This window comes from Acinetobacter sp. WU_MDCI_Abxc222 (assembly GCF_025514755.1).
Lineage (GTDB): Bacteria > Pseudomonadota > Gammaproteobacteria > Pseudomonadales > Moraxellaceae > Acinetobacter > Acinetobacter geminorum.
Genome location: NZ_JAHPVG010000001.1, coordinates 177,766 through 202,074, shown reverse-complemented (window position 1 = coordinate 202,074; position 24,309 = coordinate 177,766). Strand labels below are relative to the sequence as shown.

The window sequence follows — 24,309 nt, the reverse complement described above, 5'->3', positions numbered from 1 at the left end:
TGTTATTTTTATGAAGATATTTAAGTCTATGTAATAGAACTGTCACTCCTAAAAACTAAGCTATTGGCATTTCTTATTAATTACTCATCTGACTTATGAATATTTTATTTAAAACAACTATGCTCGCCGCATCACTATTACTCATAGCGTGTAACAATAATGATGATCAAGAAGCTCAAACTGCACCATCTACAAACCAATCAAAATATTATCAAACAAAAACACCTTACCAACCTCAACAAGAAATAAAAAACTATGAACAAGCACCGAATGGATTCCAGCCAGTTTTTACAGAGCTAGTGGCGCGTCACGGTTCAAGAGGCCTCTCAAGTCTGAAATATGATTTGGCACTTTATAATTTATGGAAACAGGCAAAATCAGAAAATGCCTTAACACCATTAGGTGAGCAATTAGGTGTTGATTTAAAAGCCATGATGAAGGCAAATATCTTATTAGGTTATGGCGTGGAAGGGATCCGCCAGTACGGTTATGGGAATGAAACCATGACAGGTATTTTAGAACACCGTGGCATTGCAGACCGATTATTACAACGCTTACCAACTCTTTTAAATTCGCAAGCATCTATATTGGTACAAAGTTCTGGAGTAGATCGTGCGGTAGATAGTGCAAAATTCTTCACTGCTGAACTCATCAAACAACGACCGCCACTGAAAGATAAAATTATTCCATTGTCTTATACCAATTTATCGAGTGAAAGCGTGCCAAGTGTTGAAGATGGTGGCGTTGATCGTTTCAAACTCTATTTTCATAGTTTGAATGCAGACGAAGACTTAGCTCAACCCCTGAGTGTTAGCCAACAAAAAATTTATGATGCTAGCCAGGCCTATCAAGATTTTGAAGAAAATAATAAAGATTTAGCACAAAAGTTAGATGAGTTATCGAAAAATACCGAGGCTGAAAAAACAGCTCAAACAGTGCTCAGCCCGATTTTTAAAGCAGACTTTATTAAAAAACTTGGTACAACAGGTTATAGTTTTAGCAACACCGGATCTTTTACAGTCACTTCACCTAAAGGTGAGCAAATTACAGAAAAAGGTAAGGGCAAAAATACAATTGCCAGCGCTGTTGATGCTGCAGCTTATATTTATGAGCTCTATTCAATTTCTGGTGGGATGAAAGATGAGTTGAAAGGTATTAATTTTGATAAATATATGCCGTTAGATGCTGCAAAATTTTATGCTGAATTTAATGATGCAAATGATTTTTACGAAAAAGGTCCAAGTTTCACAGAGTCAAATCAGGTCACAAGTAAAATTGCTCAAGGACTCAAACAGGACCTGTTCCAACAAGTTGATGCTGTGGTGAATAAAGCCCAACCTTACAAAGCCGTTTTACGTTTTGCCCATGCTGAAATTATTATTCCTTTGGCAACCAGCCTAGATTTGCATAATATGATGCAGCCTTTACTACTACGCCAGACTTATAACTATTCAACAAGTACATGGCGTGGTGAAGTAGTTTCACCTATGGCGGCAAATGTACAGTGGGATATTTATCAAAATAGCCAAGGCTCTACTTTGGTAAAAATGCTTTATAACGAAAAGGAAACTTTATTTAAATCTGCATGTGATTATGCACGTTACACACCAACCAGTTTTTACTACGACTACATGAAATTGAAACAGTGCTATCAAATGCAATAGATTTTCAGTTTTTGAAGTCTTTAATGGGAATAGGGATTGCTATTACCATTTTTATTTCTTCATAATTCAATTTGTTTTTAGATATAAATCAGTTAGAGACTTGGATATGACACCTTTTTGGATAGCATTGCAATTTTTAACTGTTCTGCCTATTGAGTTAAAGACTATACCAACGGCGCAACAAAATGGTCGAGCTATTTTGTTTTATCCTCTAGTCGGTCTGATTATTGGCGGCATACTTTTTATTGTTGCCTGTCTTTTTGCCAAATTACCTGTTATTTTGCTTGCAACTATCATCATGACTTTATGGATTTGGCTAACAGGTGGGCTGCATTTAGATGGGCTAGCAGATACGGCCGATGCATGGATAGGTGGTTTTGGAGACAAACTACGTACTTTACAAATCATGAAGGATCCAAGTTGTGGCCCAATTGGAGTCCTCAGCTTAGTTATCATATGTTTGCTTAAACTCGCATTGGTTTATGTATTGATTGAACAGCATCAAACGTTATTTTTAGTCTTTGTTCCTATCCTTGGGCGTGTGGTGCCATCTATTTTATTCTTAACTACACCATATGTACGTGAAAAAGGTTTAGGGCGTTCTTTGACTGATCACTTACCTAAAACAGCCTCATGGATAATCACTGGGTTAGTTCTACTATTACCTTTGTATTGGGAGTTGCAAGGGCTTATTGCCATCATTAGTTTTTTAATAAGTCTCATTTATTTAAGACATCTGTTTGTAAAAAGAATTGGTGGTATTACGGGGGATACTGTTGGTGCAGCAATTGAGATTAGTGAAACCGTGCTGCTTTTTGCTTTTGTTTTGAGTTATTTTTATTTAGTTTAATTTTGAGATCCATCCAAAAATAAAAAAGCCCTCAAAAAAATGAGGGCTTAATTTTCAATCTTAAAAAGATGAATTAGCGGTTTGGTAAAACATCTTTTAAAGCTTCATGCATTTCAAGCAAGGTCTTTTCAGTAGTTTCCCAATCGATACAACCATCAGTTACTGATTTACCATATTCTAAATCACAAAGATTATCTGGAATATCTTGGCGTCCACCTTTTAGATGACTCTCAACCATAATACCTACGATTGACTTATTACCATCTAAAATTTGTTCAGTAATATTTTTAAGAACAAGTGGTTGTAAGTACGGGTCTTTATTTGAATTAGCATGGCTCGCATCAATCATGATTTTGTTGCTCACTTTAGCTTTTGCTAAAGCATTTTCTGCTTCTGCAACCGAGCCTGCATCATAGTTTGGTTTACCGTTACCACCACGTAATACAACGTGTGCATAAGGGTTACCATTTGTATTAATAATTGAAACTTGGCCGTCTTCGTTTAGACCCAAGAAACTATGACCATATTTAACAGATTGCATCGCATTGGTTGCAACAGTTAAACCACCATCTGTACCATTTTTAAAACCAACTGGTGAAGATAGACCAGAAGACATTTCACGGTGAGTTTGGCTCTCGGTTGTACGTGCGCCAATTGCAGACCATGAAATTAAGTCTTGGTAGTACTGTGGAGAGTTAGGGTCGAGTGCTTCAGTTGCACATGGCAAACCTTTTTCATTTAACTCAAGCAAGAGTTTACGGCCAATACGTAAACCTTTTTCGATATTAAATGAGTCATTCATATCAGGGTCATTGATTAGGCCTTTCCAACCAATTGTTGTACGTGGTTTTTCAAAATAAACACGCATAACTAGATATAGAGTATCTTTAACCTTTTCGCTTAGCGCTTTTAAGCGATCAGCATATTCGTGAGCAGCTTTTGGGTCGTGAATAGAGCAAGGACCAATAACAACAAACAAACGTTTATCTGAACCATCTAAAATATTACGAATAGTTTCGCGGCCTTTTAGAACAGTTTGCGAAGCAACATCAGATAAAGGAAGTTCTGACTTAAGCTCATTTGGTGTTACAAGAGTTTGAATGCTTTTAATATTAACGTCGTCGATATCTGGCTTTGAAACGGAATTTGAATGTGTAGTCATTGCTGTCACTGGTTCGATCATACTAAAGGTTGTTTTGTGTACTGAATATACCATGAAATAATTATGAAAATACTACATCTCATGGTATTTCAGATTGGAAAAATCCTATTGATTTTACTATCTTTCAGTCGAGTTGCCTGTTTTTTCGGCAACTACTGCTTGTTGTTGTACCACAGGTGCTTTCGGTTTTGCTTTGACTGGATGAACCATAAAGTTAACACCGAGGGCAAATAGGGTAATCCCTAGAATTTTTCGGATTAAACGTTCAGGCATACGAGAGCTAATTAATGTTCCAATAATAATTGCTGGAATCGAACCCACCAATAACCACATCAGAAGGGTAAAGTCGACGTTACCAGCACTCATGTGCCCAAGGCCAGCTACTAAGGTAAGTAATACTGCATGTACAACATCCGACCCAATAATTCGGATCATAGGCAAGTTCGGGAACATAATCACAAGTGCCATGATCCCGAATGCACCCGCACCAACAGATGAAAGGGTTACGAATACACCTAAAATGATGCCCATAATCACGATAAAGCTACGTTTTTTATGGATTGCCAACTGTTCATTTTCAGTTTGAGCGACTTCTTTATTTCTGAATTTATTAAAGAATTTCTCAATACGAGTACGGAAAATGATGGAAACACCAGTTAAGGTCAACATAAAGCCTAGTACCATAGTTAATACAGCTTTATAGTGTGTTGACTGACTTAAATAATGCTCAAGTACCCATGCGGTACCGAAAGATGCAGGAATACTACCTACAGCCAACCATAAAACAATTGGCCAGACAATATTGAGTTTTCTAGCGTGAACCATTGATCCACAAAATTTTGAGATTGCAGCATAAAGTAAATCGGTACCAATCGCGATATGTGGTTCAATTCTAAAAAGACCAATTAAAATTGGTGTCATTAATGATCCACCACCAACTCCTGTAATCCCTACACAGAAACCAACTAACATACCCGCTAAGATAAATTCAAAAGCACCAGACATCTTTATCGCCACTTATCACGAAACGCAGATATCTTATTCCTTTTAGAGATAAACAGTTGTCATGAATAATGATTTACTTATGCAAAAAACAGCTAAGCAACGAAAATTTTGCTTAGCTTGTACTATTTTTCATCATTTTTTTAAGAAAATGATTATTTTGATGACTTTAGTGGATTAATTAAAAGTATAAGAAGAAAAGTTAATGGCGTTGCAAAGATCCACCAACTGACAAAACCAATTGAAAATTTATATTGTTGAATAAGAATAAATGCACACAAACCAAATAATATAAATGCGGCTATTTTGAAGTGCCGGTAATACTTTTGAGCTAACGATTTGAAATGACCTGTCGATTTCGGCGATCGATATTTTTCGCTCGCCATAAATAACAAGTACATACCTAATAAAATTAAGATGAACGCTATAAGAATCATGAGCTCACCTCAGTATTTAGTTTATTCAGCTTTTTTTGAATTTTTGCGACAGCTTTATGCTGGATAGGTTGAATTTTGCAGAATATAAAAATGGCTAATGCTGCAAAGATCCACAAAAATACATCTACACGTCCAAAGGTCCAATAATCTCTGAGGCTTTGAACATACTCATGTTTAAGTAAGTAACTTAGATTTAAGATGGGAAGTGCAATACTGAGCATAATAAAAACGCAAAGTTGAGTTCGCCACAAATGCTGCTTTTTAGTGAATAAAGCAATGATCAAGCTGATTAACCAAACTAAGAAAAAGCTATAAACTTCATGATTGATCGTGGTTGACGTAACTGTAAACAATCGATTGGCGCTTAAATAGGCGACAGTTGCACAAGGTAAGCCAACAAACGCTGTAACATTTAAACGGTCAACTAAATAGTGTCCGAAATGAAACTGACTATTTTTATTTTGAATTTGGCGTTTAAGACTCCAAAGTAACAAACCAGAGGCAATCATTACACAGCCAAGAATGCCAGAGAAAAAGAATCCTAAACGAAGTACAGGCTGAGCAAATGTTGCCATATGTAGCCCATAGACACCCGCATTTAACGTTGCAATAGGACTATTATTACGTGTGTCTTCTAAAACTTTGCCAGTTGAAGCATTTAATGTAATTTGAGGCTGATTTCGAGTAATAGTGCGGTCTTCTTTTTGAATAAATGTAATTTGAGCTTGGTTCGTATTTGGATTTTTCACACTCATTGTTGATAAAGGTTGTTTGCCCCAACTTTGTTGAACCTGGCTCAGCAGCTTCTCAATAGCTAAGTTTTGAGCAGGTTGAATCGATTGATTCTCAAGCATAGTCTTTGTGCGGATTTCGGTAAAATATTGATACGGGTTTTCAGGGTAAAGCTTTTGCATTCCCCAAGGCAGATATAAATAAAAGAAAATAGCTAAGCCTGTAAATGTAATGGTTAAAAAGAAGGGCAGAGCAACGACTGAAGAAATATTATGAAAGTCTAACCATGAACGCTGAGACTTAAATGTACGTAAAGTAAAAAAGTCAGTGAATATTTTTTTATGAGTAATAATGCCTGACACCAAAGCAATCAGCATAATAAATGCGGCAAGACATACGACTAATCGCCCAATTATTATTGGAACTCCAAAAAGTTGGTAATGGAAGCGGTAAAAAAAATCGCCGCCTAAGGTCGCCGAAAGTTGAAGCTCTTTTCCCGTGTTAGCATCAAGTGTGGTATTGCCATAACCGCCGTCAGCTTTTTCCCAATACATGGTGTTGACCGGACTTTCTGGTGTTGCAACAGTTAAATACCAAGATTTGGCGTCTGGAGCGTTTTTTTGTAAATATTGATAGGCTGTTTTAATAGCAATATCTTGCTTTACTTCATATTGCGCAAGCGCCGGTTGCATCCATAAATTAATTTCATGGCGGTAGTAGGACAAACTTCCCATTAAGAAAATGGCAAACACAAGCCATCCAAAAATTAAGCCAGTCCATGAGTGTAGCCATGCCATAGATTGACGTATACCTTTATGCATAACCTACCGTCCGTGTCACAATAAAGAAAAGGGCTAATAGCGCGATTGATAGAATGGTCAGTCGCAATAATGATTGTATGCAGAACCCAACAATCACAAAGACTACGTAAAATAAAATCGCTATAAATGCTGAGAGATAGATAGCCTCAGCTTTGTCCAGATTCAAAAGGAAAATTCTGGTGAGTCCAAGACTTAAATATGCCATACAGGCAAAGCCCATACCGAAAACTAACAAGAATCGATAGAAAATTTTTATACGATATGACATAGGGAGATTTACAGTTTTGGACATCTTTATTGGCACATAAACAAAGAATAATAAGTAAAGCCAATCCCTAAATTGGGATTGGCTACGGTATTAATATTTAAACTTTACAGCAACTGTATAGTTGGCTGGAGCTCCATAAAAAGCTTGCCCATCTGGGAAACTATTTAAATATTTCTTGTCAAAAATATTATTACCATTTGCTTGAAGCGTAATATGATCATTGACTTCATAGCTCGCCATTAAATTGACTAAAGCATATGCATCTTGTTTGATCGTACTGTTTACATTTGAATCATATAACTTTATTCCATCTTGCCATTGTAAACCTGCACCAACTTTTAGCTTAGGTAAAACTGGCGGAGTGTAGGTAGTTAGCAAGTTAAGTGTCTGGTTTGGATTGTATGTTCTCGCCTCACCACCATTTTTAGTATCTTTAATACTAAATTGAGCATAGCCGAAAGAAAGATTTACGTTATCAGTAATTTGACCTGATAGACCGACCTCTACACCTTGTGACTCTAAATCACTCGTGGGTACTTTGCGGTTAAGTGGATTTCCATCAGAGCTGCGTAAAGGGTAATTATTTTGTTCAGTTTTAAATACTGAAAGTGTTCCTGTTAAACGGTCATCTAGCCATGAACTTTTTACGCCCATTTCATAGCTTTTACCATCAATAGGTTTTAAAGCTTGATTGGTATTTTTATCAATACCAGTTTGAGGACGGAAAATTGAGGTGTAACTCATATAACCTGTATATTCAGGTGTAAAGTTATAGGTTAGTCCAACATATGGTGAGACTTTACTTTCACTATATGACATTGGAGAACCATAACTTTCACCTTTACTTTCAGCCTGTACATAGTTTGCACCAAGTAAAAGTTTTAAATCTTTATTAAGATGTAAGCGCGTCGCAGCATAGATGGAGTTAATATTCTGTTTATAGTTTGCAGCTTCTGTAAAATCTGACCAAGTTATAGATTGCGGTGTCCAGCTTGCCCAATTTGTCGTGAGCTGGCGTAAATATCCTTGAGAGTAATCATTCAAAATATTAGCATCGTTAATAAAACCTGAAGATTGTTTATCTTGCTGATGGTTACGTACGTAGCTGTAGCCTAAAGTTGCCTCATGTTCTTGGTTAAAAAGCTTATAGCTCCCTTCAAGATTAAAATCGACAGCATGTTTTTCTTGATGTTCTTGTCCTCCCCAAGCTGTTAAAGCAACATCAGAACCATCAGCTTTGGGATATCCATAATAATAAAGAAGACGACTATTATGCTTGGTATCAAGATAGTTATAAGTCAGTTTAGCCGTCCATAGGTCATTAATTTTTTGTTTTAATTCAACAAAAGCATTTTGTGTCTCATTATCCCAGTGCGCCCAGTCAGGGTTTGGATTATATGAGCGATCATATGAAATCTGCTTACCATTGGCATCTAACAAAGGCAGCGAACCCCAGTTGTTTGCATTGGGTTTATTTTGTTCTTGGCTATAGCCTACGGTGAGTAAAGTACTATCTGTTAAATCAGCTTCAACAATACCTGCGAAACCATTTTTTTCTGAAGAATATCGGTCAATGTAAGAATCACCGGTTTGCTCATAGCCCATAATACGGCCACGTACTTTTCCACTTGGTATAATCGCACCAGAAACATCAGCTTCATAACGCTGCGTATCCCAAGAGCCATAACTTAGGCCGCCACTTGCTTGGAATTCTTGGGTTGGACGTTTTCGAATATTATTGATGGTTGCACTCGGATCGCCAAAGGCATTAGTTAAAGAGTCAGCTCCTTTAACCACTTCTACACGATCGTAAAAGTAGGTATCAGGGTTAGTGTTGTTGTAGTTATAACCTGAGAGGGGAAAGCCCACGCCGTCAGTCAAAATATTTGAAATCTCAAAGCCACGAGCCATATAAGTAGTTCGCTCGGTTTCTTGATTAGAGACGGTTACACCAGGGGTGTTTTTTAAAACATCGCGAGTACTAGTAAGACCAAAATCTTCTATTTGCTGACGAGTAACGACGTTAATGGTTTGAGGAGTTTCTTTAGCCTCAATATCAAGCTTGGTTGCGCTACTCGAGTTCTTAACATTATATGCTTTGGTTTGTTCAGAAGACTGTTCAGCATTTGATGCTTTAACTTGAATCGTCTGTAAAGCTTGTACCTCTGAGTTTTGAGCATAAGAGAGGTTTGCATAACAAATCGCGCAGGCGATTACGGTAAGCTTAAATGGTCGAGGTGGGATATTCATAAGATTAAAGATAATGTAAATAATTCTCATTTATTTTATTGTTTGTAAATGTAAGCTACAATTCAAATTGCATTGTTAATTTAGATTAAAAGGTGTTGGATGAATGCAATTTTAGATAGTAAGACTCCTTGCTTACTTTTAATACCTAGATTTCTTTCGAGTTCAAGATTGGGAAACCTCTATGCTAGAATGCATTATTTCAAATTCTTGGGTAAATCGCCTTGGCAAACCGAAAACTTAAAATAGGCATTGTAGTTGGGGAAGTTTCTGGAGATACGCTTGGTGTGAAACTTATGCGTAGTTTTCGAGAACAGGGAATCGATGCCGAATTTGAGGGAATCGGTGGTCCTCAAATGATTGATGAAGGTTTTAACAGTTATTACCCAATGGAAACTCTATCTGTGATGGGGATTGTTGAGGTCTTAAAAGACTTAAAAAAACTATTCGCTGTACGTGATGGTTTAATTAACCAATGGACTCAACATCCGGTTGATATTTTTATTGGTATTGATGCGCCAGACTTTAATCTCAGACTTTCTAAAAGTATTAAAGAAAAGAATCTTCCCATAAAAACTGTTCAATATGTAAGTCCTTCAGTTTGGGCGTGGCGTCAAGGCCGAGTTCATGGCATCAAACAAAGTATAGATTTAGTACTTTGCTTATTTCCTTTTGAAAAAGTCTTCTATGAACGATATGAAGTTCCAGCAGCATTTGTAGGACATCCGTTAGCAAAACAATTACCACTTGAGAACCCAATTCAAATTGCCAAACAACAATTGGGTATTGATGAAAATCAGAAGCATATTGCCTTATTGCCTGGTAGCCGCAAAGGTGAAGTAGAGCGACTTCTTCCTATGCTGTTGGGAGCTGCCAATATTTTGCATACCAAATATCCTGATATTCAATTTTTAATTCCGGCAATTAATGATGCTCGTAAACAACAGATTGAGCAGGGTGTTGAACAATTAGCGCCGCAGTTAAAAGTAAAAATTCATATTTTAGAAAATACTGATAGTGAATCAAAAATTGGTCGTATGGTCATGAATGCAAGTGATATCATTGCTTTAGCTTCTGGGACTGCAACATTAGAAGCAATGCTGATGCATCGACCGATGGTTACTTTCTATAAATTGCACTGGTTAACTTATTTAATTGCTAAATTCTTGGTAAAAATTCCTTATTATTCTTTGCCTAATATTATTGCGGGTAAAAAAGTGATTGAGGAGCTGATTCAAGGCGATGCAACACCTGAAAATTTAGCAGCTGAAATAGAAAAATTGATGAATGTGGAAACTGCTCAAATTCAAGTGATGCAACATTTAACCATGCATAAACAGCTTATTTCTGGAAATACAGAAGATCCAGTCCAAGCAATCCTAAAAGTATTTGGAAAGTAAAAAAAGCCCCATTTTTAGGGGCTTTTTAAATCTACTTAAGCACGTACAATCAGCTCGTAACCCGTATATTTACGAATATTGATAACACCGATATCAAAAATTAGATATTGACCTTTAATACCTTGTAATACACCGCGAATTTTCGGTGTTTTATCGAGGTTTAGAGATTTAATTTTTTCAGGATATTGTTCAACTGGATAAACAAACTCACGTGGCAATTCACTTTCTAATAGCTCAACCGTTTCGTTAAATTCAAGGTTTTGACTAAATTCTTCACGAATAGATTGAATTTTAGGTGCAAACTCTTCAATTAACTGATCACGCTGTTCAACCATATTTAAAGGTTCAGCTTCACCCTTGAGGAGTTTGCGCCAGTCAGTTTTATCAGCAATTAAAGAACCAAACATAGTTTCAAGCTGACCAGATAAACGGCGTGATCCAACTTTTAAAATAGGTAAGGCTTGAGTTGCACCTTGATCTAACCAACGACCTGGCATATGGCTAACACGAGTAATACCCACTTTTAAAGCACTTGAATTTGCCAAATATACAATATGTGGTTGGAAACAAACGCTATGGGCAAAGTCATCTTCACGACACGTACCTAAATGATAGTGACATGTTTCAGGTTTCATAATGCAAAGGTCACATTCTGCTTTGGTTTTAAAACATTTAAAGCAGTGACCTTGAGAATAAGACTTGGGTGTTTTAACGCCACAAGAGGTGCAATAAATATTACCTGTCCATTCGATTTCTAGTTCTTGTCCTAAATTAAAAGGAAGATCAATTTCTGAACGGTCTAATACAAATTTGTATTCAACATTTGCCTTGGTTGTCTGTTGATCAGTTACACTAGCATCTTTTAGGCCTGCATGCATTTTATGGCAAATGCCTTGTAGTTCCATAAAGTTTAAACTCACATCTTTCAATTAAGGGTTGCAGTTATGGCTGAACAAAATGTCATCACTTCTATGCTAGACGATTTATCAAATGAACAGCCCATTCATACTGCACTTTGTATTGGCCAGAAAATTGACCAGAATAACGCAATTCAATGGCACTATTTTACCGTAACTGAGCTTTTAAGTCTGCCTTTTACCCAGCGTTATGATTTGGGTTTTGTATTGTTTGATACTGATGAAATGCAAAACATTAGCGATGTGCAAAAATCCCAATTATTAGTAAAGCTAAGAGATTTATTAGCAAAACGTATTGTTGTCGTGAGCAAGCGCAGTCATGAGCAATTATTACGTTCTTTAGGTTTTACGCAACTGATTGATAAAACTTCACATGATAGTGATTTCGCCTTATGGCAATTTAACATCTTGACCTATAAACATGTACCGGATTGGTTTAATTCAAAGTTCTGGGCAAACCCGGAAAACTGGAATAAATTCCGCTGGTAAAAGGGCTTTAAATCTCTTTCAAAATTTAACAATTTGGCTTTTGCTGTCTTAACAAGAATCCGCGTATGCTCATGTATAAACCATACATAAGAGTTACTCATGACAAATTTAAGCAACATTGTAGAAGTTTTAGCTAAACAGGCTTTAGGTGGAAATCAGCAAGCATCAGGTCAAGGCGGTTTAGGTGGAATTTTAGGTTCAGTACTAGGACAAATGGGGGGTAATCCTTCTTCTGGCACTCAAGGTGGTCTTGGAGGAGTATTAGGTTCTGTATTAGGTCAAGTGACTGGAAATAATAATACACCTCAAGCAGGTGGCGGCGTTCAAAGTTTATTAATTGCAGTTGTGCCTTTAATTTTGGGCTGGGTACAGCAACAAGGCGGTTTGCAGGCTGCTTTGGAAAAGCTAAAAGGTGCTGGTTTAGGTAGCCAAGTTCAAAGTTGGGTTGACCCAAATCAAACTAATAGCGAAATTCCAACTCAACAATTGCAGAGTTTATTTAATCCGGCTGACATTGAACAAGTTGCTGCTCAAGCTCAAGCGCCAAAAGAACAAGTTTATGGTGCAATTGCTTCCGTCTTACCTCAAGTCATTGACTCGTTAACACCTCAAGGTGATAGTACTGACCATCAAGAAGCCAACCAAGATATTCAAAACGTTATGAATCTGGTAAGTGGTTTCTTAAAGTAAGCTACAAAGTAAAAAAAGCCGATATAAAAATATCGGCTTTTTAAAACTGAATAATAAAATAAAAGGGCGTTAGCCCTTTTATTTTAGATTTGAATCAAACTTAACTCATTAGAAGTTATATTCGATACCAGTACCTACAACAGTTTGTTTGTCGTCTTCTTTAATCCAGTCGCGTTTTTGTTGAGCAACGATACCGTAGAAGCGAGCTTGTTTGTTGATTTGGTAATCAAGACCTAAACCGTATAAGTCAATTTTACGATCTTGTTTACCGCTTACTTGTGTTTCAGCAGAAGCATATTCTGCTTTCACTTTAAGTTTAGTGTTTGGAATTTTATAAGCAGCTGTTACTGCATATGCTTCTTCTTCTAAACCTTTGTAGTTTGTATAGGTATCTGTAGTTTTATCAACGCCATCTACACGCGTAGTTTTTGACGTTTTATAAGCAGTCAAGTCATCAGTAGGTTCAGCATGTTGCCATAAAGCGCCAATTACAAAACCTGATTTAGCAATGTCATAAGAACCAGTTACACGGTAAGCATCTGTATAGACATCTTTCAGACCGTAAGCAGCATATTTACCTTTAATACCAAAGTCACCAGCTGCAGCAATTGCTAAACCAAGGTCTTTGTTTTCGTAGCCAAGCGCAGTTGACACAGAGTCAAAGCTATCGTTTTTGCTGTCTTTACCAGTTTCACCTTGTTTATTATCAGAGGTGCTTTCACCAGTTTGAGCCATGATATTGAATGTTAAACCTGCTAATAACTTAGGGTCTAATTCAAAACCGATCACGTTGTCTAAACGGTTTTCACCGTACATGATATTAGTAATATCTAAACGTGTATCGTCATTAAAGATGTCTTGGTTACCACCAGCAGCAGTTTTGAAGTAAGAATCATACTTACCTACTTTTAATGTACCAACACCTTCAGTTTTTAAACCGATAAAACGGTTACGAGCACTAAGGTCAGTATCAGAACCTGAACCATCAGTAGAAATTGCCCATTCAGCTAAATAAACAGCAGATAATTTGTCAGTTAATTTCTCTTCGCCTTTTACCCCAATACGAGAAGAGTTTGAGTTAATTTCGGTAACGTCACTTTTTCCATCGAAATTTTTATTATCAACTTGGTTAATAGAAACATTTAGTTTGCCATACAAAGTTGGCGCTGCTTGCACCGCGTTTATGCTCAAAGTTGCAACTGCGGCAGCGAGTAGCAATTTCTTCATTGAGATTTCTCCAAAAGTATTTAAAAATGGCGTATGCCTAGCTAACTATTTATTTTGTAGTTGACTGATGTACAAAAAGTTACAAAAGCTCACCAACTTGCTATGCAGTATCGACAAATTTTGTGACAGAGAAGTGAAGAATAAATGACAGTTTTATGACGTTTAAAATTTAGTAATAAATTAGTTTCTTTGCATTTTTTATAGTTTTTAGACGAAAAAAAGCGGAGTCTAAACTCCGCTTTAACCATTTAAAAATCAAAGAGCTGCTTTAATTTTTTCAGCTAATTCTTTAATTTTTTCTTGATCTCCTAATTCAACAGCATGGCGTCCAAGATGATGCACATTTGTTGGAATTAGGTGAAAATGAACATGTGGAACAGTTTGTCCTGCTGCTGCTCCAGAAAGTTGCATCAATACAATACCTTCCAAATTGAGCGCTTTTTCCATTGCCTTAGCAATTTTCTGAACAATTTGTATGGTATATGCAGCTGCTTCAGCAGGTAAGTCTAGCAGTGTTACAGCAGGCGTTTTTGGAATAACTAATGTATGACCATCGGCTTGAGGCATAATATCCATAAAAGCTAGAACTTGATCATCTTCATATACTTTTATCGCTGGAAGTTCTCCACGTAAAATTTTTGCGAAGATATTTTGATCATCATATGCCATGTATTATTCCTTTAAAATCATTTACATTTCAATTCTTTTTGACGTTCTTTAATAGCGTCTAGACGTTGTTGCTCTTTGTCAGAAAACTTTGGTTTTGTCGTATGACAGTTTTCATTACCATATTTTTCTTTTGCATCAGGATCTTTAAAACAAAAGCCTTTTGATGCATAAATCAAATTGTAATCGTCTTGCAATTTCTGACATTCTTGCTCAGGTGTTGCAGCTTGTACACCTACACTAGCAATGCTTACCATGCCAGTAAAGACTGCAACCATAAATTTATTCATGAGCTTTTCCTCAGTTAAAGGTATGAACCTGTACTCAATATACGGTTTATTACCAATATTTCAATGACTATTAATTACTCAAGTGTCATTTTGGTTTAGAATTTGTTCAGAGGATGAATAAAGTTATTAAATATCAATAATTTAAAAACATCAAATAAAACATAAGCTTAAGTGGTTATTTATATATTTTTCAATAATCTGATTCTTATCTAGCCCCTTATGACTCACAGTGTTGGCCTATATAAAATACTTGTGTTTTGTTGTAATGATCTAAAATTTGATGGAAAGGCTCAGGATTTTGTTTACTGCATAGAAGCCTTTCAGCATGCAATTTGGACAATGAAAAAACCAGTTATTAATAACATTATCAAAAGTATGAAATGTGATAATTATTATGTTTTAAATGAAAGATGTATTGATTTTACATATTTTAGCTTCTATTATAGTGTCCTTAATTGCTGCGTTTGATAGTTTTTGTTTTTATAGCCTATTTCTCAAAATGAAATGGGCTTTTTTTATTTAAAGTTATTTCTAATCATGGAAAATAAGCGATTTAGAATGATACAAATATTACACTATATTTTATTTTTGTGATCGATTTGTCATGGCACTTTCACAATTGATCTGGTAGTTACTTTCTAGCCTTATAACCTTACATATAGTAATAGTATATCCATCATACTTTCTTAAAGGACTTAGTCATTCATTTAGACTAAATACTAAAGGAATAGAGGATGCCACAATTTTTAATTATTGCTGAAAAAGTTTATAAAAAGTTTGAAGAGGAAAAGCATTCTTCTGATAATATTGTTGAGCATTTGAATGGCTTAGTTAGTATTATCAGACAAGAAATAAGAGGTACGCCGTATCAACTAAAATATAATTTTATTGATTTTGAAGAGTGTTTAAATAAGCCTGCAAAAGAATGTAGAGTTAAACTCGATATCAGCTTAATGCCAACCTATAAGAATAAAGGAGAATACATTATGTGGTTGGCTGGTTTTATCGAAAAAATTACTTTAGGGGGAAGGGAAAAGTTTCCACCACTTACAAATAGTTTATTGCCAAGTTGTATGGTTACCAATCCTTATGTGACAAAAATGGAGCAGGCAAAAGCTTCTTCTGAAAGAAGTGCACAAATGATTATAAATTACTTTAAATCATCCGATTATAAAAAAAATAATAAAGTTCCTACATCTTAAAAAATAATAAAATTGAAGTGCTTAAGATGCTTTTTATATAAAAAGATTTGAGTCATAAATGAGATGACTTAATAGAATAGTTGAGTACTCTTAGTAAATATATTTCATTGACTTATATTTTATAAACCGCCCATTTGAACGGTTTTTTTATATTTAAATTAAGTACTTTTAAACTATTAAGACAAGCCAGTAAGTAGCTATGAAAATAATAGTATTATTGGTCAATGCGCAGCTATACGGTATCAATTACTCCTAAACCAGTAAATGCAACGAATTGAATCATGACTTTTATCATTAAATTTGCGTTGAACGTTCGGATAGCCATTTTGCCAGTTGGGGCCAAAACTCCAGAGCACTTGCCTGACTCGACATGAGGCCCAAATGTCCGCCAGGAATAAGAGTAAACGTAACGTCTTTGCTACTAGTTAATTGGCTTAATGGGTGAGCAGCATCAGCAGTTACTAACTGATCGCTACGACCCGCGCCAACTAACAGAGAACAGTGGATATTTTTTAATTCTATTTTTTTATCTTTTAACTGGATAAAGCCGCGCTTCAATGGATTTTGCAACCAAACATTGAACAACATGTCCTGATTAATTCCGCCCGGATAATCAATCATATTATTTAAAAAGTTACTTAAAGTGGCATGCTCTTGCACAAATTGTAGGTCATCAAGATTCTTTAGTAGTTGAATATGTCCATCAAACCAGCCTTTAGGATCAAGAATTTTGAAACCTAAAGAGTTTAAAATTCCAGGACTATGAATCAAACGTTTTGGTAGTCCAGAGTAAATACGGTCTTGAATTTTTTTATTGCGACCAATCGCGTTGTTTATGGCTCGGTAGAGTTTTCCAATATAACCAGAAGCATAACTATCTATTGGACTACCAAGTACGATAAGGTTTTTAACATAATTGGGTTGATTTAAAGCGGTATATAAAGTGACAAATATGCCAGCCATACTCCAGCCATGAAGCGAGATTTGTTCACTTCCTGAATGTGCTCGGACAAGTTGTATTGCTTGAGGAATAAACCCTTCAATAAATGATAAAAAATTAAGATGTCTATCTTTAAAATTTAAGCGGCCCCAATCCACAAGATATACGTCAAAACCTGCATTTTGGAAGTATTTAATAAGAGAGCGATATGGATATAAATCATATATCGCCATATTAATAGCGAGTGGTGCAACAAATACTAACGGTTCTTTAAATTGTTTTTGAGTAGCTGCGTAATAACGAATACGAGTTTGATTGAATTCACCAATCACTTCATAAGGAGTGCTTTGTGACAACACTAATGTTTGAGGGCGAAATAGTCGGGTAGAGAGGTGCTTGATTTGACTTTGTTCAGAGACAAGGGACTTTAAGCGTTTCATCTTGCTTTTACCAACTATTTACTAAAGTTGAATAAAGTCTAAGCGATAATTTTAAGGTTTACCTTGACCTTAAATACCCTAGACACTCAAAATGATGATAGTTTTTTAGTACATGACCAGTAAAGGCGAACATTTAATGAACCAGTCTGATGATTTAGAATACCAACTTGATACTTTAGCCATTCGTACCGGACATACTCGTAGTTTTGAAGGTGAGCATGGCGAACCGATTTTTTTGACTTCATCATTTGTATATGAAAACGCTGCTGAAGCGGCTGCAAAATTTTCTGGTCAGGTTCAAGGAAATATCTATTCTCGTTTTACTAATCCGACTGTATCGATGTTCGAAAAACGTTTAGCAGCTTTAGATGGTGCTGAACGAGCTGTAGCGACAAGCTCGGGAATGGGCGCGATTTTGTCAGTTGCTATGGCATATCTAAAAGCGGGTGATCATGTTATTTGCTCAAGAGCAGTTTTTGGTTCAGTTGTTGCCTTATTTGAAAAATATATTGCCAAGTTTGGTGTAGACATTACATTTGTTGATTTGTGTGATTTAGACGAATGGAAAAATGCTGTACGTCCTGAAACCAAACTTTTCTTTGTTGAGTCACCGTCTAACCCTCTAGCTGAGATTGCAGATATACAAGCTCTAGCAGATATCGCCCATGCGAATGGCGCATTACTTGCGGTTGATAACAGTTTCTGTACACCTGTTTTACAGCAACCACTAAAGTTTGGTGCGGATCTTGTGATTTACTCTGCGACTAAATACTTAGATGGCCAAGGCCGTGCATTAGGTGGTGCTGTTGTTGGTAATCATCAGTTGTTAGAAGAAGTTTTCGGTGTTGTTCGTACGCTTGGACCATCAATGAGCCCATTTAATGCATGGGTTTTCTTAAAAGGTCTAGAAACTTTACGTTTACGTATGAAAGCACACTGTGAGAGTGCTCAAATTCTTGCAGAATGGTTATCTAGTCATGAAAAGGTAGAGAAGGTTTACTACGCAGGTTTACCAGCTCATGAAGGTCATGAACTTGCTGCTAAACAGCAAAATGGCTTTGGCGGTATTGTATCCTTCGTTGTTAAAGGCGAGCGTGAAGGTGCTTGGAAGGTTATTGATAATACTAAGTTTATCTCGATTACAGGTAATCTAGGTGATGTGAAATCGACGATTACCCACCCAGCAACCACAACTCATGGCAAACTTTCTGTTGAAGCAAAAGAAGCTGCTGGTATTCAAGAAGGTCTAATTCGTGTTTCTGTGGGGCTAGAAGATATTAATGACATTATTGGTGATATCTCACGTGGGTTAGATTTAATCTAATTAAGTTATGTTTGTTATGGAAAAGTCACATTCATTTTAATGTGGCTTTTTTTGTTACTTATAAGCAACAATAGCAATAAAAAGTCTACGTTTTGTTATAAAACAGTCTAAAATTTCAACGTATAAAAGCTCTAAATTTAATAAAAATAACAAAGAGAGTCTTTAGTCATGCTTAAACCAATAATTATTTTAGTTGCGATAGGGGCAATTGGTCTAGTTGGATATAGAGTATTTGCTCAAAAAGATGAACCAACACAGATGAGTGAAACTGTATTATTAATTAATGATGCAAACAAATCCGTTCAAGACGCTGATCTTTCAATAGAAAAAGCCAATACTTCTTTCAAGAATGTTCCTTTAAGTGAATATAAACCAAACAATAAAAGTCTACAGGCTGCCCAGTAACTTTTCTAAATTTTACTTTTTTCTACTCATCAAAAGTTTTCTATATAAACGCTTTTAGTCGATTGACCATAGAAAATAGTTTCATAGATACCAATAGAAAACATTGATTTATTGTGTCAGAATTACGGATTAATTTTGATTTAAACGTACTAACCTCAATAATCTTGATGATCTATATGGGGAGTAGAAAGAGTTTAAGTTTTGCAGTGTTATGTGACTATCAATAATACTTGAAATATTTGATAGAGATACGGAGTTAGGTTTATGAATATCAATATGCTTATGCAGCAAGCGCAGCGCATGCAAAAAGATATGGAATCAAATATAAAAAAGGCTAAAGAAGAGCTTGCTCAAACTGAAGTACACGCTGAAGCGGGCGGTGGTTTGGTTAAAGTCACAATGACTGGCCGTTATATCGTAAAACGTATCGAAATTAATCCAGAATTACTTCAAGATGAACCAGACATGATTGAAGACTTAATTGCTGCTGCAGTAAATGATGCTGTACGTCAAGCAGAAGTGATTTCTGAAGAAAAAATGCAAAAAGCAAATTCTGGTATGGGTTTACCACCTGGCTTAGCGGGCATGTTCTAAGGAAATTCAGTGTTTAGCGATAGATTTGAACAACTCGTTCAAGCTTTACGTATATTGCCAAGCGTTGGTCCGAAGTCGGCTCAACGTATGGCTTTACATCTTTTGATGAAAAATCGAGAAGGGGCATTTGCATTAGCTCATGCTTTACATGAGGCTTCAAGTTATATACATGAATGTAGTGTCTGCCATTCTTTGACTGAAAATGAAGTTTGTGATATTTGCGCCTCAACTGACCGAGATGATCAGTTATTGTGTGTAGTTGAATCACCAGCTGATGTGATGGCGATTGAACAAAGCGGTAGCTTTCGTGGAAAATACCATGTTTTAGGTGGTCATCTTTCTCCATTAGATGGTATTGGTCCAGAAGAAATTGGTATTCCTTACCTAATTCAGCGTCTAAGCCAAGGTACTATTGAAGAAGTCATTTTGGCAACTAATGCGACTGTAGAAGGACAAGCGACAGCCCATTATTTGGTAGAGGCGACTAAACATTTACCAATACAAATGACGCGTATTGCTCAAGGTGTACCTCAGGGTGGTGAACTCGAATACGTAGATAGCCATACTTTAAGTCAGGCAGTACATAATCGCATGAGAATGAAATAAGCATTTCGATGCTTATTTCATTAATGAATGTACTATCAATTTGATTAAATTTATTAATTGAATTCAGTTATTAAACATAAATATTATTTTGTATTTTATTATTAAAGATATTTTAAACAAAATATGAATATAAGCATGAAAAAGATCTTATAAATTTTAAATAAAGAACATTTGGAGATAAATTTAAAAAGTACAAATAAAAGATCAAAAAATTATCTATTTTCGAAAAATTGTTCAAAAATAGAGTATTCATAAAGGTTTAAGTGGCATTTTTCTGCTTCTATGTTATATATACCAGAGTTTAAAGCACTCTTTGCAATACTTGAGAAAGCATGTTTCAGTTTATCCAACAGCAAACCGAATTGGTTGATGTTCTTCAAAAAATGGATCAATGTTCAATATATGGACTTGATACAGAATTTATTAAGGTTGACACACTCTGGCCTAAACTTGGAGTATGCCAAGTCAATGTAAATGGTGATGTCTATCTGTTGGATGGTGTTTCATTAGATCTAAGTCAGTTTTGGAAAAAGATTTTCCTCGCGCAGCAAAATATTTTTCATGCATGTGGAGAAGATATTGATTTAATCTATCATTACGCTGATCAAGAAGATTTGCTTAATGTGTTTGATACTCAAGTAGGTCTGTCTTTTTTAGGTCATGGTCTGCAAGTGAGTTACCAAGGTGCTTTAAAACTTTGTCTTGATATTGATATTGAAAAAGATCAAACCAGATCTGATTGGTTGGCTAGACCTTTATCGCCTCAGCAACTTTGTTATGCTGCTAACGATGTTTTGTATCTAATGAAGTTAGCTAGTCATATTCAAGAACAGCTTAAGCAGAAAAGGCTTTATAACTATGTTCTTGAGGACTGTAGTAGTCTAACTAAAGAAATCATTAGTGAAACACCGACCGAATTACTATATACCGATGTGGGAAATTATCGTCATTCACGTCGTCAGTTAATGCAGTTGCAAAATTTAAGCGAGTGGCGTGAATACATTGTGAAAGCAACGAATCAGCCACGCAGTTTTATTCTTAGAAATTCAACCATGATTGATATGGTTGAAAAGAACCCGCGTAATAGTTTTCAACTTTCGCAAGTGAAAGATATTCGTCCGAATGTAGTTCGCGAGTACGGCAAAACGATTTTAGAACTTCTTAAAGATTTACCAGTCGAAAGCAAATGGCCATCAAAGATTGCAAAACCATTTAAGGTTACGTCTAAAGAAACTTTAAATAAAATGGATATGGTACTTGCTCATGCAATAAATGAGACTTCTATTCCTAAAGAAGTGTTGCTGAGAAAAAAATGGTTAAATGCCATTCATCAACATGTTCTATCTCAAGGGGATGAACAGGATTTACCTGACTATCTGTTAGGATGGCGTTACGAGTTATTAACTCAACCATTAATCCAGTTGTTTCAAGAAGAAAAACAAAGTTTATCTATTTAAAATGAATAGATAATTAGAAATTTAGAGGCTCATCATGTGATGAGCCTTTTAAATAAAGAATAATCGTTGTGTTAAGTTTTTAATTAGTTTTTATTTAAAAAAGGAGTTAATTTTAATATTTAAGTATATAAAAATAAGATTTTTTTGTAGATTATCTAAATAATTATTTAGTCTGATAAAATTCATAAAATAATGTAATAAAGTAAATATAATTTGAAAATTCAATAATGAATTAAATTAACTTATATCGTGAGAAAAATTCAATTGATTAAACATACAGGTCTGTATATTCTTGGATTTAAGAAAAACAATTTCAACTTATATAATATATAACTATAAATTTGTTTCGGTGCAGAAATGAAAAGCCTACCCAATAGGGTAGGCTTTTTTATTTTTACTGATTTAACTTATTTTAAATTTAAGTATTTATTCCTCTAGATTTTACGCAAATGAATGAGCAAGTTCGGACACAACTTCTTCAGCTTTTTGAAAAGCATTTTCTAATGATTTTATATGCCTATGATCTCCAAACTCTTGATACTCAGAAGTAATTTCGTAAATTTTTTCTACGCCTAAATATTTACTCAATGTACGAATATGTGGCACAAGATGGCTCATATCATGTCGAATTCCATCTTTCTCAAACCCAAATTCACCGCTGGAAGTGATAATAATTAAAATTTTTCTAGATAACAGAGGCTGTAAGGGAAAGTCTCCCCGAGCGAGGTCAAAATCAAAGGTTTTATTGATCCGAATAATTTGATCAAACCATGCTTTCAGTTGGGCAGGCATACCGTAATTGTACATAGGCGAAGAAATTACAAGAATATCTGAGTTCGAGACTTCAGCTATTAATTGATCTGATATAGATAAAACATTGCGCTGAGCTTCAGTTCTTTTATTATCAGGTGTGAACACAGCATCAATCCAGTCTTGATTAATAAAGGGTGGTGGATTCATTCCTACATCACGATAAATATATTCATCTATAGGCAGTTGTTGTTTCCATGAGTTGATCAACCGATTAGCAATATTTTTTGAAATAGAATTATGATTTGGGTTAGGGTTAATTGCAGATCTGACGCTAGCATCTATATGTAATATTTTACTCATCATTAATTCCGAAAAAGTTAGGATTTAATTTATTTTGAGTCTTAAAACATAAGTAGACAAACGAGAAAATTACATTTATAGATGATTTTAGTTCATCTATAAATTTAAATGGGGAGGAAGCATGCAAGTTTCTTTGCAAGCACTTAAAGCATTTGAATCAGCCGCTCGATTGGGTAGTTTTAAGTTGGCTGCTGAAGAGCTTTCGCTAACACCGACTGCAATTTCACATCATATTGCGAATCTAGAAAGCAGATTAAATGTTGATTTATTTCATCGACAGGTAAGGAAAATAACGCTTACAACGACAGGGAAAAGACTTGCTGGAGCAATTTCTGAAGGATTTCGTAAAATTGAAGATGCACTAGATGAAATAACAGTAAATGGAAGCGTAGTGAGAGTCGCTAGCACTTCTTCACTAGCTGCAATGCTGTTAATTCCTTCAATAAGTGAGTTTTATCAATCGCATCCCGATATATCAGTTGAGTTTTCTACAGGTGAAACTTTAGATAATCACTTATATACCTTACCTATTCGATATGGCGACGTATCTTTGGTCCAATCTCAAGATATCGTTAAATATGAGTCTTTTAATGTGTTTGGTTCATCTAAACTTGATCTGCTTAAATGTTCTAGTGAACCAATAACTTTATTTACGACAGAATGGAAAAATAAGGCATTACCAAGTCCACCACTAGAGACTTGGCTTGAGGAAAATGAATGGAACCCAAAGAGGCTTATAATTAAGAAATTTGATCAGGAAATTTTTGGGATCCACGAGGCTTTATCTGCCAATGGATTAGTATTTTGTTCTACTACACTTACCCATAGGTTTGTTAAGGCGAATCTTTTACAGGAGTTTAAAACTAAACCCATTCAATCAGAGCTGTGTTACTATATTCCAAATAAGCAAGATTTTAAAAATAGAAATGCCAGAAAATTTATCGAATGGGTAGAAAATTTATTTACTCAATAAACTTCTATATTTGATGGGGTAACTACACAACACTAAAACTTATAACGTCTTTTTATGCTATAAAATTATATAGATTAATAATTAGAGAGATAAATATGCTTAACAAATTTAATGCTGAACAAGCTCGTCAAAACGCTAAAAACTTTAAAATAAATCAAGACGTCATATTGGAAAAAATTTTAACTGGGACGGAGTCTGAATCTAAAGAGGGAAAGCGAAAAGCAACTTTCTGGTTTCCTGTTGATGCTATAAGTCCTGATCATCTTACACTGGTTGAAGAGGAGCTTAGAAGCAGAGGTTTTAATGTGTCAACTGATATTGAGCACTCCGGTACTACGATCACAATTGAAATAAGCTTCTAATGAATGATTGTTTTAACTAAACCACTCTTAA

26 protein-coding genes are annotated in these 24,309 nt (G+C 35.4%); 14 read left to right on the top strand and 12 right to left on the bottom strand.

What is annotated here, in order from left to right:
- The first annotated feature begins 95 nt into the window (after positions 1-95).
- Entirely contained in the window at positions 96-1,664 is a 1,569-nt protein-coding gene (locus KTJ10_RS00965) for a histidine-type phosphatase (protein WP_262441126.1), read from the top strand.
- Between the two features lie 106 nt (positions 1,665-1,770).
- Positions 1,771-2,514, top strand: coding sequence for an adenosylcobinamide-GDP ribazoletransferase (locus KTJ10_RS00960; RefSeq protein ID WP_262441125.1), 744 nt, complete (start codon positions 1,771-1,773; stop codon positions 2,512-2,514).
- A 73-nt stretch (positions 2,515-2,587) separates the two neighbouring features.
- On the opposite strand, the gene KTJ10_RS00955 is transcribed toward KTJ10_RS00960, so the two are convergent.
- Complete coding sequence (locus KTJ10_RS00955; protein ID WP_017482234.1) at positions 2,588-3,697, bottom strand: 3-deoxy-7-phosphoheptulonate synthase; 1,110 nt, start codon at positions 3,695-3,697, stop codon at positions 2,588-2,590.
- Positions 3,698-3,793: 96 nt separating this feature from the next.
- Positions 3,794-4,681, bottom strand: a complete 888-nt coding sequence (locus KTJ10_RS00950; protein WP_033849945.1) for a sulfite exporter TauE/SafE family protein — start codon at positions 4,679-4,681, stop codon at positions 3,794-3,796.
- 61 nt (positions 4,682-4,742) lie between these two features.
- On the opposite strand from KTJ10_RS00950, the gene KTJ10_RS00945 reads away from it, so the two are divergent.
- A complete protein-coding gene (locus KTJ10_RS00945; protein ID WP_262441124.1) occupies positions 4,743-4,859 on the top strand; it encodes a hypothetical protein in 117 nt (38 codons plus the stop codon).
- Here the strand turns inward: KTJ10_RS00945 and KTJ10_RS00940 are convergent.
- The 4 genes from KTJ10_RS00940 to KTJ10_RS00925 all read right to left on the bottom strand — a co-directional run bounded on the left by KTJ10_RS00940 (position 4,834) and on the right by KTJ10_RS00925 (position 9,186).
- Positions 4,834-5,115, bottom strand: coding sequence for a hypothetical protein (locus tag KTJ10_RS00940; RefSeq protein WP_033849947.1), 282 nt, complete (start codon positions 5,113-5,115; stop codon positions 4,834-4,836). The genes KTJ10_RS00945 and KTJ10_RS00940 overlap by 26 nt on opposite strands.
- Positions 5,112-6,668: a PepSY-associated TM helix domain-containing protein gene (locus tag KTJ10_RS00935; protein ID WP_262441123.1), complete on the bottom strand. Its 1,557-nt coding sequence runs from the start codon at positions 6,666-6,668 to the stop codon at positions 5,112-5,114. The genes KTJ10_RS00940 and KTJ10_RS00935 overlap by 4 nt, the downstream gene beginning before the upstream one ends.
- Entirely contained in the window at positions 6,661-6,960 is a 300-nt protein-coding gene (locus KTJ10_RS00930; RefSeq protein ID WP_213074767.1) for a hypothetical protein, read from the bottom strand. Before KTJ10_RS00930 ends, KTJ10_RS00935 begins: the two co-directional genes overlap by 8 nt.
- Positions 6,961-7,026: 66 nt before the next feature.
- The gene (locus tag KTJ10_RS00925) at positions 7,027-9,186 is read right to left on the bottom strand and encodes a TonB-dependent siderophore receptor (protein WP_130119134.1); all 2,160 of its coding nucleotides are present in this window, start codon (positions 9,184-9,186) and stop codon (positions 7,027-7,029) included.
- A 221-nt stretch (positions 9,187-9,407) separates the two neighbouring features.
- Between KTJ10_RS00925 and lpxB the strand changes: the two genes are divergently transcribed.
- Positions 9,408-10,583 carry a lipid-A-disaccharide synthase gene (gene lpxB / locus KTJ10_RS00920; RefSeq protein WP_130119135.1) on the top strand — a complete coding sequence of 392 codons (1,176 nt, stop codon included), beginning with the start codon at positions 9,408-9,410 and terminating at the stop codon, positions 10,581-10,583.
- A 35-nt stretch (positions 10,584-10,618) separates the two neighbouring features.
- On the opposite strand, the gene KTJ10_RS00915 is transcribed toward lpxB, so the two are convergent.
- Positions 10,619-11,488, bottom strand: a complete 870-nt coding sequence (locus tag KTJ10_RS00915; RefSeq protein WP_130119343.1) for a DUF2797 domain-containing protein — start codon at positions 11,486-11,488, stop codon at positions 10,619-10,621.
- A gap of 39 nt (positions 11,489-11,527) precedes the next feature.
- Here KTJ10_RS00915 and KTJ10_RS00910 point away from each other — a divergent pair, with 39 nt between their 5' ends.
- Together KTJ10_RS00910 and KTJ10_RS00905 are read left to right on the top strand one after the other, a co-directional pair.
- A complete protein-coding gene (locus KTJ10_RS00910) occupies positions 11,528-11,989 on the top strand; it encodes a DUF6231 family protein (protein WP_130119136.1) in 462 nt (153 codons plus the stop codon).
- 99 nt (positions 11,990-12,088) lie between these two features.
- A complete protein-coding gene (locus KTJ10_RS00905; protein WP_130119137.1) occupies positions 12,089-12,679 on the top strand; it encodes a YidB family protein in 591 nt (196 codons plus the stop codon).
- Positions 12,680-12,787: 108 nt separating this feature from the next.
- Here KTJ10_RS00905 and KTJ10_RS00900 read toward each other — a convergent pair whose 3' ends face one another.
- The 3 genes from KTJ10_RS00900 to KTJ10_RS00890 all read right to left on the bottom strand — a co-directional run bounded on the left by KTJ10_RS00900 (position 12,788) and on the right by KTJ10_RS00890 (position 14,862).
- Positions 12,788-13,906, bottom strand: a complete 1,119-nt coding sequence (locus KTJ10_RS00900; protein ID WP_130119138.1) for a porin — start codon at positions 13,904-13,906, stop codon at positions 12,788-12,790.
- A 255-nt stretch (positions 13,907-14,161) separates the two neighbouring features.
- Positions 14,162-14,575, bottom strand: a complete 414-nt coding sequence (locus tag KTJ10_RS00895) for an HIT family protein (protein ID WP_005069390.1) — start codon at positions 14,573-14,575, stop codon at positions 14,162-14,164.
- Positions 14,576-14,592: 17 nt separating this feature from the next.
- On the bottom strand, positions 14,593-14,862 hold the full coding sequence (locus KTJ10_RS00890) for a YARHG domain-containing protein (RefSeq protein WP_063098761.1): 270 nt from the start codon (positions 14,860-14,862) through the stop codon (positions 14,593-14,595).
- 734 nt (positions 14,863-15,596) lie between these two features.
- Between KTJ10_RS00890 and KTJ10_RS00885 the strand changes: the two genes are divergently transcribed.
- Positions 15,597-16,064: a hypothetical protein gene (locus KTJ10_RS00885; protein ID WP_130119139.1), complete on the top strand. Its 468-nt coding sequence runs from the start codon at positions 15,597-15,599 to the stop codon at positions 16,062-16,064.
- A 294-nt stretch (positions 16,065-16,358) separates the two neighbouring features.
- Here the strand turns inward: KTJ10_RS00885 and KTJ10_RS00880 are convergent, their stop codons facing one another.
- On the bottom strand, positions 16,359-17,444 hold the full coding sequence (locus KTJ10_RS00880) for an alpha/beta fold hydrolase (protein ID WP_130119140.1): 1,086 nt from the start codon (positions 17,442-17,444) through the stop codon (positions 16,359-16,361).
- A 136-nt stretch (positions 17,445-17,580) separates the two neighbouring features.
- On the opposite strand from KTJ10_RS00880, the gene KTJ10_RS00875 reads away from it, so the two are divergent.
- From KTJ10_RS00875 to KTJ10_RS00855, 5 genes are all read left to right on the top strand, one after another.
- Complete coding sequence (locus KTJ10_RS00875) at positions 17,581-18,768, top strand: O-succinylhomoserine sulfhydrylase (protein ID WP_197738918.1); 1,188 nt, start codon at positions 17,581-17,583, stop codon at positions 18,766-18,768.
- Between the two features lie 168 nt (positions 18,769-18,936).
- Positions 18,937-19,173 carry a hypothetical protein gene (locus tag KTJ10_RS00870; RefSeq protein ID WP_086264608.1) on the top strand — a complete coding sequence of 79 codons (237 nt, stop codon included), beginning with the start codon at positions 18,937-18,939 and terminating at the stop codon, positions 19,171-19,173.
- A 264-nt stretch (positions 19,174-19,437) separates the two neighbouring features.
- A complete protein-coding gene (locus KTJ10_RS00865) occupies positions 19,438-19,767 on the top strand; it encodes a YbaB/EbfC family nucleoid-associated protein (protein ID WP_002113538.1) in 330 nt (109 codons plus the stop codon).
- Positions 19,768-19,776: 9 nt separating this feature from the next.
- Entirely contained in the window at positions 19,777-20,373 is a 597-nt protein-coding gene (gene recR, locus KTJ10_RS00860; RefSeq protein ID WP_130119142.1) for a recombination mediator RecR, read from the top strand.
- Positions 20,374-20,705: 332 nt separating this feature from the next.
- Positions 20,706-21,830, top strand: a complete 1,125-nt coding sequence (locus KTJ10_RS00855; protein ID WP_262441122.1) for a ribonuclease D — start codon at positions 20,706-20,708, stop codon at positions 21,828-21,830.
- Positions 21,831-22,271: 441 nt separating this feature from the next.
- Here the strand turns inward: KTJ10_RS00855 and KTJ10_RS00850 are convergent, their stop codons facing one another.
- The gene (locus KTJ10_RS00850; protein WP_262441121.1) at positions 22,272-22,946 is read right to left on the bottom strand and encodes an FMN-dependent NADH-azoreductase; all 675 of its coding nucleotides are present in this window, start codon (positions 22,944-22,946) and stop codon (positions 22,272-22,274) included.
- Positions 22,947-23,064: 118 nt separating this feature from the next.
- Between KTJ10_RS00850 and KTJ10_RS00845 the strand changes: the two genes are divergently transcribed.
- Complete coding sequence (locus KTJ10_RS00845; RefSeq protein WP_262441120.1) at positions 23,065-23,916, top strand: LysR family transcriptional regulator; 852 nt, start codon at positions 23,065-23,067, stop codon at positions 23,914-23,916.
- A 95-nt stretch (positions 23,917-24,011) separates the two neighbouring features.
- Positions 24,012-24,278 (top strand): hypothetical protein, encoded by a 267-nt coding sequence (locus KTJ10_RS00840; protein WP_238517322.1) that lies wholly within the window; start codon positions 24,012-24,014, stop codon positions 24,276-24,278.
- The last annotated feature ends 31 nt before the right edge of the window (positions 24,279-24,309 follow it).

Bases quoted from the DNA above. Each gene is read 5' to 3' on its own strand.
- KTJ10_RS00895 (WP_005069390.1), bottom strand. From the start codon at position 14,575: ATGGCATATGATGATCAAAATATCTTCGCAAAAATTTTACGTGGAGAA.
- KTJ10_RS00870 (WP_086264608.1), top strand. From the start codon at position 18,937: ATGCTTAAACCAATAATTATTTTAGTTGCGATAGGGGCAATTGGTCTA.
- KTJ10_RS00965 (WP_262441126.1), top strand. From the start codon at position 96: ATGAATATTTTATTTAAAACAACTATGCTCGCCGCATCACTATTACTC.
- KTJ10_RS00855 (WP_262441122.1), top strand. From the start codon at position 20,706: ATGTTTCAGTTTATCCAACAGCAAACCGAATTGGTTGATGTTCTTCAA.
- KTJ10_RS00875 (WP_197738918.1), top strand. From the start codon at position 17,581: ATGAACCAGTCTGATGATTTAGAATACCAACTTGATACTTTAGCCATT.
- KTJ10_RS00840 (WP_238517322.1), top strand. From the start codon at position 24,012: ATGCTTAACAAATTTAATGCTGAACAAGCTCGTCAAAACGCTAAAAAC.
- KTJ10_RS00865 (WP_002113538.1), top strand. From the start codon at position 19,438: ATGAATATCAATATGCTTATGCAGCAAGCGCAGCGCATGCAAAAAGAT.
- KTJ10_RS00880 (WP_130119140.1), bottom strand. From the start codon at position 17,444: ATGAAACGCTTAAAGTCCCTTGTCTCTGAACAAAGTCAAATCAAGCAC.
- KTJ10_RS00845 (WP_262441120.1), top strand. From the start codon at position 23,065: ATGCAAGTTTCTTTGCAAGCACTTAAAGCATTTGAATCAGCCGCTCGA.
- KTJ10_RS00955 (WP_017482234.1), bottom strand. From the start codon at position 3,697: ATGATCGAACCAGTGACAGCAATGACTACACATTCAAATTCCGTTTCA.
- KTJ10_RS00915 (WP_130119343.1), bottom strand. From the start codon at position 11,488: ATGGAACTACAAGGCATTTGCCATAAAATGCATGCAGGCCTAAAAGAT.
- KTJ10_RS00950 (WP_033849945.1), bottom strand. From the start codon at position 4,681: ATGTCTGGTGCTTTTGAATTTATCTTAGCGGGTATGTTAGTTGGTTTC.
- KTJ10_RS00960 (WP_262441125.1), top strand. From the start codon at position 1,771: ATGACACCTTTTTGGATAGCATTGCAATTTTTAACTGTTCTGCCTATT.
- KTJ10_RS00900 (WP_130119138.1), bottom strand. From the start codon at position 13,906: ATGAAGAAATTGCTACTCGCTGCCGCAGTTGCAACTTTGAGCATAAAC.
- KTJ10_RS00890 (WP_063098761.1), bottom strand. From the start codon at position 14,862: ATGAATAAATTTATGGTTGCAGTCTTTACTGGCATGGTAAGCATTGCT.
- KTJ10_RS00910 (WP_130119136.1), top strand. From the start codon at position 11,528: ATGGCTGAACAAAATGTCATCACTTCTATGCTAGACGATTTATCAAAT.
- KTJ10_RS00885 (WP_130119139.1), top strand. From the start codon at position 15,597: ATGCCACAATTTTTAATTATTGCTGAAAAAGTTTATAAAAAGTTTGAA.
- KTJ10_RS00905 (WP_130119137.1), top strand. From the start codon at position 12,089: ATGACAAATTTAAGCAACATTGTAGAAGTTTTAGCTAAACAGGCTTTA.
- KTJ10_RS00935 (WP_262441123.1), bottom strand. From the start codon at position 6,668: ATGCATAAAGGTATACGTCAATCTATGGCATGGCTACACTCATGGACT.
- KTJ10_RS00850 (WP_262441121.1), bottom strand. From the start codon at position 22,946: ATGATGAGTAAAATATTACATATAGATGCTAGCGTCAGATCTGCAATT.
- KTJ10_RS00940 (WP_033849947.1), bottom strand. From the start codon at position 5,115: ATGATTCTTATAGCGTTCATCTTAATTTTATTAGGTATGTACTTGTTA.
- KTJ10_RS00930 (WP_213074767.1), bottom strand. From the start codon at position 6,960: ATGTCCAAAACTGTAAATCTCCCTATGTCATATCGTATAAAAATTTTC.
- KTJ10_RS00945 (WP_262441124.1), top strand. From the start codon at position 4,743: ATGAATAATGATTTACTTATGCAAAAAACAGCTAAGCAACGAAAATTT.
- KTJ10_RS00925 (WP_130119134.1), bottom strand. From the start codon at position 9,186: ATGAATATCCCACCTCGACCATTTAAGCTTACCGTAATCGCCTGCGCG.